The organism is Yinghuangia sp. YIM S09857 (assembly GCF_051388915.1).
Lineage (GTDB): Bacteria > Actinomycetota > Actinomycetes > Streptomycetales > Streptomycetaceae > Yinghuangia.
The window spans coordinates 109299-121784 of record NZ_JBPKBH010000015.1 but is presented as its reverse complement, the minus strand read 5'-3'; the positions used below and the strand labels follow the sequence as shown (position 1 = coordinate 121784).

The window sequence follows — 12486 nt, the reverse complement described above, 5'->3', positions numbered from 1 at the left end:
CGGTCCTGCCGAAGGCCGGACCGCGCCCGAGCGCGCCGCGTTGCCGACCAGGAACGCGGGAGGCGCACGTACTCACAAACCGCTGCGCAGATCGCTGCGCAGATCGCTGCGCAGATCGGGGCCTGCGGGTCCGTCCCGGCCCCGAACCACACCATGGCCGCCACGACGGGCCCGAACGCACCAGCGACAGGCTGAGGGCCGAGCGGTCTATGACGATGTCATGGATTGGGGGCGCCTTCCTATGGTTCTTGACTCGAACAAGTGTTAATTTCCAGACGTTCCTCGGTGGCCGTCGTTCCGGCCATGACTACCGATGGTGTCCGGGAGTTGCTGCACGATGGCCCTGCACTACGACGTCCGCCTTCGCCCGCCCCAGCCCCCCGCACCGCCCCTCGACGCGTTCCCGGTCCATCGGAGCGCCGTCCCGGCGACGCCGGGCCGGGACGGGCTGGAGATCGCGTACGTCCGCGAGGGCGTCGGCGGGTATCCGCTGCTTCTGGTGCACGGTTATCCGGAGACCAAGCGGATCTGGTGGCGCAACATCCAGCCGTTGGTCGAGGCCGGGTTCGAGGTGATCGTCCCGGATCTCCGCGGCTTCGGGGACTCCGACCTGTCCGCATCCGACGTCTACGACCTCGCCGCGTACAGCCGGGACCTGTACCTGCTCGTGCACGACGTGATCGGCCACGAGAGCTGCGGTGTGGTCGCCGGGGACGTGGGCGGGGCGACCGCCGTCGACCTCGTGCACCGATATCCCGGTTTCGTCGACAAGCTGGTGTACTTCGACACGGTTCCGCCGATGATCGTCGAGGAATACGCGGCCGCAGGCATCGACGTGTCCGCGATCGTCAGCATCGGCGCGGGGCCGACCTCCGACTACCGGCACCGCCAGGGCGCGACTCCGGACGAGCTCGCCGCGGAGCTCGACACTCCGGAGCGGCGCCGCCGCTACATCGGGGACATGTACGGGAACCGCCTCTGGGCCTCACCCGGCGGCTTCTCCGCCGCCGACGTCGACTTCATGACCGAGCCGTTCGCGACCGACGAGCGACTGCGGGCGAGTTGGGCCGTCTACCAGTTGGCGTACGGTCGCAAGGCGAGCGAGCCGCCGCTGATGTCGAGCAAGGTGAACGTTCCCACGATGATCCTGTACGGCATGGACGACCACGTCGTCGGGCCCGACTTCCTGCACACGTGCGAGGTCGCCTTCACCGACCGGACGGGCCCGGTCGTCCTGCCCGGCGCCGGCCACTTCCTCCAGTGGGAGCGCGCCGACCTCTTCAACCCACTCGTCACCGCGTACTTCGGCGACCGGCTGCGCTGAGTGGCCGTTGCCCTCGGTCGGCACGACTCAAGGGTGTCCATTGCCCGGGCCTGCGACCGCGGGTCGCGCGACAAGAAGGGAAACCACAGTGTTCGATCTGCTGATCAAGGGCGGAATGATCGTCGACGGCACGGGTCGTGCGGCGTTCACCGGAGATGTCGCCATAGTCGGCGGCCTCGTGGCGGAAGTCGCCGAAACCGTCGTAGGGGAGGCCCGCGAGGTCGTCGACGCCTCCGGGCTGGTGGTGACCCCGGGGTTCGTCGACATCCACACCCACTACGACGGCCAGGTCACCTGGGACACGCAGCTCGACCCTTCGGCCGCGCACGGCGTGACGACCGTGGTGATCGGCAACTGCGGCGTGGGATTCGCCCCCGTGCGCCCCGGCGGCCAGAAGCGGCTGATCGAGATGATGGAAGGCGTCGAGGACATCCCGGGCACCGCGCTCCACGAGGGCATCCAGTGGGCCTGGGAGACGTTCCCCGAGTACCTCGACGCAGTCGGGGGCCGCAGTTTCGCCATGGACGTCGCCGCGTTCCTGCCGCACGCCGCGCTGCGCCTGTACGTCATGGGCGAGCGCGGTGCCCGCAACGAGGACGCCACGCCCGAGGACATCGCCGAGATGGCCGAGCACGTCCGGGCCGCCGTCCGGGCCGGGGCGATCGGGGTCTCCACGTCCCGCTCGCTCAACCACAAGACCCTCGACGGTGCTCTGGTGCCGGGAACCTTCGCGAACTCCGCCGAACTCGTGGGCCTGGCCCAGGCCATGGCCGATGCCGGGGGCGGGCTGTTCGAGGCCGTTCCCACCGGCGAGACCGGTGACGACCCCGAACTGGTCCTGGGCGAGATCGCGCTGCTGGCGGACGTGTCGAAGAAGGCGGGCGTCCCCGTCTCCTTCCTGATGGTCCAGGCGCTCGGCGCCCCCGACCTGTGGCGCCGCCAACTTGAGGCGGTGCGCGCGGCCAACGCCGACGGGGCCCGGCTGTTGCCCCAGGTCGCCGGGCGGCCCGGCGGGATGCTGCTCGGCGCGGCGAGCTACCACTACCTCATGCGCCGACCGACGCTGCGCCGTTTGGAACAAGAGCTGCCGTACACCGAGTTCCTCGCCGAACTGCGCAAGCCGGAGGTGAAGGCGCGGATCCTCGCGGAGGAGAACCTGCCGCCGGACCCCGGCCGCCAGTTCGAAGCGCTGGCCGAACGCGGCCCGTACCTGTTCCCCTTCACCTTCGTCCTCGGCGACCCGCCCGACTACGAGCCGACCGCCGACCGCTCGATCGCGGGGATGGCCGCGGCCACCGGACGCGACCCCTACGACGTCCTGTACGACCACATCGCCGCCGGCGACCTGCTCCTCGGTGCCTTCACCAACTACTCGCAACTGTCCCAGGACCACCTCTACGAGATGCTCGCCCACCCCGACACCGTCGTGGGCCTGTCCGACGGCGGCGCACACGTGAAGATGATCTGCGACGCCTCCACCCCCACCTACCTGCTCACCCACTGGGCACGCGACCGCTCCCGCGGGCCGCAACTGCCGTTGGAGACCGTGGTGTTCAAGCACACGGCGGCCACCGCCGCGGCCGTCGGACTCACCGACCGCGGCGCCATCGCGGTCGGCAAGCGTGCGGACCTGAACGTCATCGACCTCGACAACCTCCGGCTGCACTCCCCGTACCCCGTGGACGACCTGCCCGCCGGCGGCCGGCGCATCCTCCAGCCCGCCACCGGTTACGTCATGACGGTCGTCAACGGTGAAGTCACCCGACGCAGCGACCGCGACACCGGAGCCCGGCCGGGCCGCCTGGTCCGTGCCGCCCATTGACCGCATTGTCACGCACGACGCGAACTCTCGATCCCTCAGGCGGGTTGACCGGGTGGACAGCGAACTGATTCGCAACCTTGTGGGTCGCTACTGCGATGCGGTGTTGCGGGCCGACGCGGAGGCGTTCGGGGACTGCTGGTCGGCCGACGCGGTCTGGTCGATGCCCGGACGCGATCCCATCCGCGGGCGCGACGCCGCGGTGGCCGTGTTCCGCCGCACCCGTTCCGCCTATCGCCTGTGCGTGCAGGAGATCCTGAACGGCGTGATCGACGGGGAGAAGGCCCAGTGGCAGGTTCGTGAGGTGCAGTGGCGTGCGGACGGCACCGGGAGCGAACTCATCGGTGCCTACCACGACCGCGTGGGCACAGGCGACGACGGCGTCTGCCGGTTCCGGCAACGGAGGTTCGTCCTGTACTACCGGGGCGCGATTGCCCTCCCGGGGCGCGTGTACGAGCCGTGATGCCCGCCTCCACGCGCTCGGTTTCGGTGTGGAGGCGGCCGCCTGTCACGGCGTTGAACTCGCGCGCGGGCTGGTGTGCTTGCCGTCCTGCACATGGATTCCGACGCAACTGCCAGGATGAACGTATGACGGCCGCCCATGTCCGCGCGGGCTTGACCCGCGAACATGTCATTGACGCTGCCCTGGCCATGGTCGAGCGCGAAGGCGCGGACGCGCTCACGATGCGCAAGCTCGCCGAGCAGTTGGGTGTGACGACGCCGACGATCTATTGGCACGTCGGCGGCCGCGACGAGGTGCTGGACGCCGCCCTGGCCCGCTTCGCCGAGCAGCACGAGCCCCAGCCGCCGGCGAGCCGGAGTCCCCGCGAGCGCATCGTGCACCTGCTGCGCCAGATGTTCGAGGGCGGTCTGGAATACCCGCACATCACGAAGCTCTCGACCGAGCGGGTGGGCGTCGTACACCTCGCACTGCCCTGGCACCGCGTCGTGGCGAACGAGATCGCGTCGGCGGGGCTGCGCGGCGAGGAGGCCGGCGCGGCGCTGCACGCACTCCTGTACACCGTGGGCGGCCTTGTCCACGCGGCGCTGCGACCGCAGGAGGGCGACGGCACTTCACCGGTCACGCTCCTCGCCGACGCCCAACCGGAGTTGCAGGCGATGATCCGCTATCGGCCGAGCGTGTACGAGGTGTTCGACCTTGTGGTTCCCCCGCTGGTCACGACGTTGATCCCCGCCGCGGAGTCATGATTGCGGACGGTATGACGATGTCATAACGTGCAATCGTCGGAGCGTGATCGTGGGTTGGGGCGGGATGCCGGTGAATGAGGCGCAAGGAGCCGTTCGGGCGTGGCACGAGCTGTGTGCGCGGGTCGACGGGCTCGGCTCCGAGGTCCTGGGCGAGGGGTATGAGAGCGCCCTGCCGCTGGAGATGGTGAGCCATGTCCTCGACCAGACGGTCAACTGGCTCGGCTGGTCCGTCTTCCACGCGGATCCGACGCGGCCGGCGTGGCACCGGCAGCAGGACATGGTGGGCCGCTACGGCGGTCCGAACGCCGACAACAGCTACCGCCACGTCCGCCTGGACCCGGCACGGAGCTACCGCATCGCCGGGCACATGCACGGCTGCGACGACTGGCTGCTGACGCTCCGGACCGCCTTCATGCACCAGAACGGCGCGACGGTCGCCGACTTCACCGCCTCGGACCTGGGGTTCCGCCGCGGCGAGCGGTTCGAACTGCTCCTCGGCGGCCCCGACGGCATCCCCATCCCCGACGACGTCGTCCTGGGCACCGTCCGCGAGTACTACATCGACTGGCGGGCCGAGGAGCCGGCGACCTTCACGATCGAGTGCCTCGACGCACCCGACCTGTCGACCCCGGTCACCGACGAGATCCTCGCGGAACGCATCCGGGACGCCCACGCCAGCATCGACCACTCCGTCGTGTACTGGAACCGCTACCTGGAGAACGGCCGGGCGTCCGGCCCGACGAACCGCTTCCTGCCCTCGCACCGCGGGGCGAAGGGCCTGAACCTCGCCCAGTACGTGCACCTGTACTGGGAACTCGACGCCGACGAGACCCTCGTGGTCGACACGGACGTTCCAGCCGCCCGCTACTGGAGCTTCCAGCTCTACCCGATGGGGACGTTCGAGCACCTCGACCTCCACGACCGCATCACGTCGCTCAACCTCACCCAGGTCGAGACCGCCGAAGGACGGGTGCGCGTCGCGGTCGGCGGAACCGACCCGGGATGGCCCAACTGGCTCGACACCGGCGGCCGCCGGCGCGGACTGCTCATCTACCGCTGGTTCTGGCCCACCGGCGAGGGGGACGAGCCCCCCTCGCCGTCCGCACGGATCGTCCCGGCGTCGACACTCGAAGGCCCGGTCACCCCCGCCCAACGCCGGGAGACCATGCAAATGCGCCGCCGACACCTCGCGTGGCGCTTCCGGGAATAGGCGGGCACCGCGGACCGGCTCCCGCCTGAACGCCACCGCATTGCGGGCGGCTCCAGCTCGCGGCCGGATCCGGATTGCGGGCGGCTCCGGCTCGCGCTCGGCTCCAGCATTGCGGTCGGCTCCGGCTGCGGTTCAGTCGTCGAGGAGCGTGGGGTCGGCGGCGAGTTCGGCGCGGACGCTTGCCTCCCAGAAGCCGCGGAACCCGTTGCCGTCGCTGGTGCGGGTGCGGGCGAGCCAGGACTCGGGCAGGGGGCTGGTGGTCCGGCCGCCCGCGGCGCGGACCATCCAGGCGTTGCGGCACCGGGTCTCCAGTGCGACGGCCCGCTGGTGCACGGCGCGGATGGTGATGCCGAGCACGAACACGCCGTGTCCGGCGAGCAGTGCGAGTTCCCCGTCGCCCATCGCGGCGACCGTCCTGGCCGCGGCCGAGCTGTTGTCGACGGCGCCCTGGTACTCGTCGACGAGGACCAGGTCCCCGCCGCCGCCGAGGCTGGAACTCTGGTCGTACGCGGGCGGAACCTCCCCCATGTCGGCCCACACCGTGCCGTACAGCGGGTGGTTGTGCATCGCCACCTGGACGTCGGGGCGGAGCCGGTGCAGTTCCAGGTGCAGCGGTATGCCGAGCGGTGCGGGCCAGTCACCCTCGACGACCTTGCCGTCGAGGTCGATGCGGATGATGTCGCGGGGGCGGATCTCGTTCCAGGTGAGCAGCCACGGGTTGCACAGCAGGGTGCCGTCGCCGAGGTTGTAGGTGATGTGTCCGGCGAGGTGGTCGTTGTAGCCCTCGCGCCACAGGGTGCGGGCCAGCAGCACGATCTCCTGGGCGGGGGTGAGTTCGGGGATGAGCTTGTCGGCCGTCGGCACGAACGTCATGGGTTGCCTTGCCTTCCTGAGGGAGTTTGACGGGCTGTCAGTTCTGTTCGATCTGCCGGGTCCGTCACATCTGTCGGTCCGTCGGGAATCCGGCGTCAGGCGTCCAGGGGCAGGACGACGTCGGGCAGGGGGTGGCGGTAGAGCTTCGCGGCGTTCTCGCTGCACATCATGCGGAGTTCGGAGGCAGGGATGTCGCCCCAGTAGCGCTCGACGACGTCCTGTGTGTGCGGCCAAGTGCCGTCGCCGTGCGGGTAGTCCGTCTCCAGCATGATGTGGTCGACGCCGATGACGTGGCGCAGCGCGATCGTGGACGGGTCGTCGAGGGTGCAGAACCAGAAGTTGCGGCGCAGGACGTCGGCGGGGCGTTCGTCCCAGCCCAGGCCGTAGCCGGAGCGGTCGATGATGTTGTCGAGGCGGTCGATGAGCATCGGGACCCAGCCGATGCCGCCCTCGCTCATCGCGATCTTCAGGTTCGGGTGCTTGACCGGGTAGCCGGACCACAGCCATTCGCTGCACGCGCCGAGCGAGAGCTGGCCGAACATCGTCGCCCCGATCTGGAGGGTGGGTCCGCCCGGCGGGGTGGGGTGCATGCCGGAGCTGCCCACGTGCAGCGAGATGACCGTGTCGGTCTCGACGCACGCGCGGATGATCGGGTCCCAGTGGTCGCGTTCCCACAGCGAGGGCAGGCCGATGGCGTGCGGACGCTCGGGGAAGGTCACGGAGGTGAAGCCGCGGGCGGCGTTGCGCTCGATCTCGGCGACCGCCTCGACGGGGTCGGAGAGGTACGTGATGCCGCCCGGGATGACGCGGTCGGGGTACGCGAGGTACCACTCCTCGTACATCCAGTCGTTCCAGGCGCGTACGCAGGCCTTGCCGACCTCGACGTCCTCGGCGTGCGCGAAGACGCGGCCGCAGAAGCCGGTGATCTGCGACGGGAAGTTGAGCATGGCCCAGATGCCGCCGAGGTCCATGTCCTTGACGCGCGCGTGCACGTCGTAGCAGCCGGCGCGCATCTGGTCGAAGCGGAACGGTTCGAGGCGGACGCTCTCGGGGCGGCGTCCGGCGACCGCGTTCATGCCGACCTGCGAGTAGCGCTCGCCCTCGAACTCCCAGATCTGCATGCCGTTTTCGGTCTCGACGATGCGCGGGCCGCGGTCGCGCAGCGACGCGGGCATGTGGGCCTCGAACAGGTGCGGCGGCTCGACGACATGGTCGTCCACCGAGATCACCGTGTAGCGGACCTCGGCGGGCTCGGGGTCGGGCAGGAACAGTTCGGGGTCGAGTCCGGGCGGGGTCGACCGGCTCTGCTGGGACTGTGTCACGGGGGGCTCCCTTCGGCCCTGCAATCCCGCATAATGTGTCGTCAGGCGATACGGCGTGTTGCAAGGCGACCTTTAGATTCGGACTATAGGAGCCCGCAATATGAAGGTCAATGGACACCGGGCCCTCGGAGGCATCGCGGGGCATCGCGGGGCATCGCGGGGACGCCGCGGGGACGCCGCGGGGTCGTGCGACGTGACGCGTCGGCGACGCCGTGTCGCCGAGCGATACGGTGTGCGTCGGTGCCGTCCGGTCGAGGAGCGTGTCGATGAGCGTCAAACCCATCCAGAGCGTGCAGCGCGCTCTGGAGGTCCTGGAGGCGGTCGCCGAGCACCAGCCCGTGGGAGTGGGCGAACTGTCGCGGCTGCTGGACAGCGACAAGAGCGCGGTCCAACGCGTCCTCGTGACGCTGCACGCCAGCGGCTGGATCCGGCCCGCCGGCGGCGGCCCGACCGCCTGGGAGCTGTCCGCCCGCCCCCTGATCCTGGTCGGCCTGTCCCGCCGCCCGTCCGACCTGCCGGCGCGCGCCCGTCCCGTACTGGAGGAACTGGCACGCGACACCGGCGAGACGGCGATGCTCGCCCTGCCCGACGGCGGCCGGATCGTGGCCGTGGACGTGGTGGAGAGCAGCCACCAACTCCGCGCGGCACCGAGCCTGGGATCGGTGCTCCCGCCCACGGGCAGCGCCGCCGGGATCGCCCTGTTCAGCGCAATGGACCCCGCCGAGATCGCCCGCTACGGCGTCGACCCGCACGATCCGGTCCTGACCGCCGCGATGGAGCACACCCGCGAACACGGTTGGTCGCTCAACGCCGGCGCGGTGACCTCGGAGATCACCACCGTCGGCGCGGTCGTGCTCGACGACCTGGGCCGCCCCGCCGCGGCCCTGGTCATCAGCGCACCGACCAGCCGATTCGCCCCCGACCGCCAGGAAACGGCCGGCGCCCTGGTCAGCACCGCCGCCGCACGCCTCGGCAGCCGCCACGACCGCCGCTGATCGGCTGACGGACCCGGGCACCCCGACCGCCGTGGAGGGGTGTCAACCGATCCGAGAAGATGCCGGAAGCCTGGGAACCGCGAGCGCCATCGTTGCACCATCGGTGCGACGTCACGTCGTCCCGTCGGCGGTGAAGGTCTGCCCGCTGCCGCCGGCGTTGCCCCGGGTCCGCCCCGCCCACCGCACCGCCGGTTGGCGCGGCCCCTCGCCCCAACCACGGTCAAGCGTGCTCGGCCCGCAGTCGACCGTGTTGCCGAGGCCGAGCACGCGCCGCCGTGTCTCGACAAGTAGCCGCTGCCTCTGCGGCCCGCGCCGACGCGACCGGCTGGGCCGCGGGCGGGTGTCGGTCAAAGGCGGGTGGCGGACGGGCGATCGGCGTGCGTCAGCCCGGCAGGGTTTCGCCGCCGACGGGGGTGAGGACCTCGCCGGTGTAATAGCTCGACAGCCGTCCGGCGGCGAAGAAGACGTACGACGGCGCGATTTCGTCCGGCTCCGCGGCCCGGCCCATCGGCGCCTGGGCACCGAACGACCGCACCCGCTCGGCCGGGAAGGTGGCCGGGATCAGCGGCGTCCACACCGGGCCCGGGGCCACGCAGTTGACCCGGATGCCGCGGTCCCGCAGCGACTGCGACAGCGCGTACGTCAGAGCCAGGACAGCGCCCTTGGTCGCCGAGTAGTCGATGAGTGTGCGGTTGCCGCGCAGGCCGTTGATCGACGAGGTGTTCACGATGGCCGCGCCGTCACCGAGGTGCGGAAGCGCCGCCTGCGTCGTCCAGAAGTAGCTGTGGATGTTGACCCGGAACGTGTACTCCCAGGTCTCCGCGTCGAGATCCGCGAAATCCTCCACCGGATGCTGGTACGCGCAGTTGTTCACGACCACGTCGAGCCCGCCCAGCCCCCGCACCGCGGCGTCCACGAGCGTCTGGCAGTTCTCCCGGACGGACAGGTCCGCGCGCTGCACCACGCACCGGCGGCCGGCCCCCTCCACCAGGCGGGCCGTGTGCGCGGCGTCCTCGTCCTCACTCTCGGCGAGGTAGCCGATGGCGACATCGGCTCCCTCCTTCGCGAACGCCACCGCGACCGCCCGTCCGATCCCCGAATCGCCGCCCGTGATCAACGCGCGTTTGCCGAGGAGCAGGCCGCTCCCCCGGTAATCCGCCATCTCGTCGCGCGGACGCGGCGTCATGGGGGCGGTCCTCCCCGGGTACGGCTGCTCCTGGGCGGGGATCCGCTCGTCGTCCGGCATGGTTCTCCATCCGTGCTGCTACGGGGAATACGGGCCGGTGTCGTCCCGCGGCCGAGTCGCGGTCGATGATCGCCGGGTGCTCGGCAACGCGGGTACCCGCCTCGTCCCCCGCTATGCGCGGCCTTGCCCTGCCGGGCTTCCCCTGGAAACAACTGGTGGCGGTCACGCGCGCCCCCGCACAAGAGCGGCACGTGACGCAGGTGATGGATGCAATTGGCCGAAGGAAGCCCCGACGGCGGTGTGCCCGGGGCGGCTACGGGTACCCGCGCAGCGCGACGGCCGCCGAGGTGTCGTCGCCTTCCACCGGCGAGGGGACACTGATCATGCCTCAGGAGCACCACGGCGCCAACGACGCCAAGGACCAGCAGCTTGAGCAGTACCGCGTGCACGACGAGGGCAAGGAACTCACCACGAATCAGGGAGTTCCAGTCGATGACGACGACAACACCCTGCAAGCCGGCGAACGCGGGCCCTCGCTGTTGGAGGACTTCCATTTCCGCGAAAAGATCACCCACTTCGACCACGAGCGCATCCCGGAGCGCGTGGTGCACGCCCGGGGCGCGGGCGCCTACGGCTACTTCGAGCCGTACCGCTCCATGGCCGACGTCACGCGGGCCGCGTTTCTCGCCGATCCCGAAAAGCGCACGCCCGTGTTCGTACGGTTCTCCACGGTCGCCGGATCACGCGGATCCGCGGACACGGTACGAGACGTGCGCGGGTTCGCGGTGAAGTTCTACACGGACGAGGGGAATTTCGACCTGGTCGGCAACAACATGCCGGTCTTCTTCATCCAGGACGGCGTGAAGTTCCCGGACTTCGTGCACGCGGTGAAGCCGGAGCCGCACAACGAGATCCCGCAGGCCGCATCCGCCCACGACACGCTGTGGGACTTCGTACGGAACCAGCCCGAGACCACCCACATGATCATGTGGCTGATGTCGGACCGGGCCATCCCCCGCAGTTACCGCACGATGCAGGGGTTCGGTGTCCACACCTTCCGCTTCGTGAACGCCGCGGGCGAGGGGACATTCGTCAAGTTCCACTGGAAGCCGAAGCTCGGTGTGCATTCGCTTGTGTGGGACGAGGCGCAGAAGATCGCTGGACAGGATCCGGATTTCAACCGCCGCGACCTGTGGGAGGCCATCGACAACGGCGACTTTCCCGAGTGGGAGCTCGGCGTCCAGCTCGTTCCGTCGGACCGCGAGCACGACTTCGACTTCGACCTGCTGGACGCCACCAAGATCATTCCGGAGGAGTTGGTCCCGGTCACGCCGATCGGCCGCATGGTGCTGAACCGCAATCCGGACAATTTCTTCGCCGAGACCGAGCAGGTCGCCTTCCACACGGCACACGTGGTGCCGGGCGTCGACTTCACCAACGACCCGCTCCTCCAGGCGCGTCTGTTCTCGTACCTGGACACGCAGCTCATCCGGCTGGGCGGACCCAATTTCGCCCAGCTCCCGGTCAACCGCCCCGTCGCCGACGTGCACAACAACCAGCGCGACGGCTACCACCAGATGCGTCTCCACCGTGGCCGCAGCAGTTACAGCGAGAACAGCCTGGGCATGGGCTGTCCCGCGGCCGCCGGTCCCGACGACGGCTACCAGCACCTCCAGGAGACCGTGGACGGCGCCAAGATCAAGCGCCGCAGCCCGAGCTTCGGCGACCACTTCACCCAGGCGGCCCTGTTCTGGCGCAGCCTGGCGGACTGGGAACGCGACCACGTCGTCGACGCCTTCCGTTTCGAACTGGGCAAGTGCGACACGAAGACGATCCGCGAGGACGTCGTCGCACAGCTCGCCCACGTCGACCAGGACCTCGCCGCGCGCGTCGCCGACGGCCTCGGTCTGGACGCTCCGTCGCCCGTACAGACCGCCTCGCCGTCGCCGTCACCTGCCCTGAGCATGGACAACCTGGCCGGCGACGCAGGGGTCGCCACCCGCAAGATCGCGGTGATCGCCGCCGACGGCGCGGACGCCGGCCCGTTGACCGGCGCCATGCAGGCCATGGCCGAACGCGGCGCCGTGTGCGAGGTCGTCGCCCCGCACCAAGGCACCCTGGACACGGCGGACGGGCCGGTCGAGGCCCTGCGGTCACTGCTCACCATGGGCTCTCCGCTGTACGACGCCGTCCTGGTCGCCGGCGGATCCCGTGCCGTGACCACGCTCCTGGGGGATCCGTCGGCCGCCGAGTTCCTGGGCGACGCCTACCGGCACGGCAAAGCCATCGGCGCACTCGGCGACGGCTCGCGCCTGCTCGAAGCGGCGGGAGTCCCCACCACCGGACGGGGGATCGTCACGGACGAAAGGACGGACATCTCGGGGTTCGTCGAAGCCTTCGCCGACGCGGTCTCCGCGCACCGGCACTGGAGTCGCTGACCGGCGGCCGTTCGGCCGACCGGCGAAAAGGCCGCTGTGCCGTGGCCGCATGCGGGGCGGCTGCTTGGCGGCACCCGGGCACAGCGGCCGCGGCCCGGCGGCGTCAGTGT

General features: G+C 70.3%; 10 protein-coding genes. 7 read left to right on the top strand and 3 right to left on the bottom strand.

What is annotated here, in order from left to right; genetic code table 11:
• The first annotated feature begins 337 nt into the window (after positions 1 to 337).
• The 5 genes from ACRX5S_RS28100 to ACRX5S_RS28080 all read left to right on the top strand — a co-directional run bounded on the left by ACRX5S_RS28100 (position 338) and on the right by ACRX5S_RS28080 (position 5562).
• Positions 338 to 1324, top strand: coding sequence for an alpha/beta fold hydrolase (locus tag ACRX5S_RS28100; protein ID WP_436775916.1), 987 nt, complete (start codon positions 338 to 340; stop codon positions 1322 to 1324).
• 88 nt (positions 1325 to 1412) lie between these two features.
• Positions 1413 to 3146: an N-acyl-D-amino-acid deacylase family protein gene (locus ACRX5S_RS28095; RefSeq protein ID WP_436775915.1), complete on the top strand. Its 1734-nt coding sequence runs from the start codon at positions 1413 to 1415 to the stop codon at positions 3144 to 3146.
• 52 nt (positions 3147 to 3198) lie between these two features.
• On the top strand, positions 3199 to 3606 hold the full coding sequence (locus ACRX5S_RS28090) for a nuclear transport factor 2 family protein (protein WP_436775914.1): 408 nt from the start codon (positions 3199 to 3201) through the stop codon (positions 3604 to 3606).
• Positions 3607 to 3731: 125 nt separating this feature from the next.
• On the top strand, positions 3732 to 4352 hold the full coding sequence (locus tag ACRX5S_RS28085; protein WP_436775913.1) for a TetR/AcrR family transcriptional regulator: 621 nt from the start codon (positions 3732 to 3734) through the stop codon (positions 4350 to 4352).
• A gap of 64 nt (positions 4353 to 4416) precedes the next feature.
• The gene (locus ACRX5S_RS28080; protein ID WP_436775912.1) at positions 4417 to 5562 is read left to right on the top strand and encodes a hypothetical protein; all 1146 of its coding nucleotides are present in this window, start codon (positions 4417 to 4419) and stop codon (positions 5560 to 5562) included.
• 132 nt (positions 5563 to 5694) lie between these two features.
• Here ACRX5S_RS28080 and ACRX5S_RS28075 read toward each other — a convergent pair whose 3' ends face one another.
• Complete coding sequence (locus tag ACRX5S_RS28075) at positions 5695 to 6435, bottom strand: class II aldolase/adducin family protein (RefSeq protein WP_436775911.1); 741 nt, start codon at positions 6433 to 6435, stop codon at positions 5695 to 5697.
• A 95-nt stretch (positions 6436 to 6530) separates the two neighbouring features.
• Entirely contained in the window at positions 6531 to 7757 is a 1227-nt protein-coding gene (locus tag ACRX5S_RS28070) for an amidohydrolase family protein (protein WP_436775910.1), read from the bottom strand.
• A gap of 266 nt (positions 7758 to 8023) precedes the next feature.
• Between ACRX5S_RS28070 and ACRX5S_RS28065 the strand changes: the two genes are divergently transcribed.
• Complete coding sequence (locus ACRX5S_RS28065) at positions 8024 to 8752, top strand: IclR family transcriptional regulator (protein ID WP_436775909.1); 729 nt, start codon at positions 8024 to 8026, stop codon at positions 8750 to 8752.
• A gap of 382 nt (positions 8753 to 9134) precedes the next feature.
• Here the strand turns inward: ACRX5S_RS28065 and ACRX5S_RS28060 are convergent, their stop codons facing one another.
• Entirely contained in the window at positions 9135 to 9998 is an 864-nt protein-coding gene (locus ACRX5S_RS28060; RefSeq protein WP_436775908.1) for an SDR family oxidoreductase, read from the bottom strand.
• 323 nt (positions 9999 to 10321) lie between these two features.
• Here ACRX5S_RS28060 and ACRX5S_RS28055 point away from each other — a divergent pair, with 323 nt between their 5' ends.
• On the top strand, positions 10322 to 12376 hold the full coding sequence (locus ACRX5S_RS28055) for a catalase (RefSeq protein ID WP_436775907.1): 2055 nt from the start codon (positions 10322 to 10324) through the stop codon (positions 12374 to 12376).
• Positions 12377 to 12486: the final 110 nt, after the last annotated feature.

Coding starts and splice junctions, on each gene's coding strand:
- ACRX5S_RS28085 (WP_436775913.1), top strand. CDS start 3,732: ATGACGGCCGCCCATGTCCGCGCGGGCTTGACCCGCGAACATGTCATT.
- ACRX5S_RS28055 (WP_436775907.1), top strand. CDS start 10,322: ATGCCTCAGGAGCACCACGGCGCCAACGACGCCAAGGACCAGCAGCTT.
- ACRX5S_RS28075 (WP_436775911.1), bottom strand. CDS start 6,435: ATGACGTTCGTGCCGACGGCCGACAAGCTCATCCCCGAACTCACCCCC.
- ACRX5S_RS28060 (WP_436775908.1), bottom strand. CDS start 9,998: ATGCCGGACGACGAGCGGATCCCCGCCCAGGAGCAGCCGTACCCGGGG.
- ACRX5S_RS28080 (WP_436775912.1), top strand. CDS start 4,417: ATGCCGGTGAATGAGGCGCAAGGAGCCGTTCGGGCGTGGCACGAGCTG.
- ACRX5S_RS28065 (WP_436775909.1), top strand. CDS start 8,024: ATGAGCGTCAAACCCATCCAGAGCGTGCAGCGCGCTCTGGAGGTCCTG.
- ACRX5S_RS28100 (WP_436775916.1), top strand. CDS start 338: ATGGCCCTGCACTACGACGTCCGCCTTCGCCCGCCCCAGCCCCCCGCA.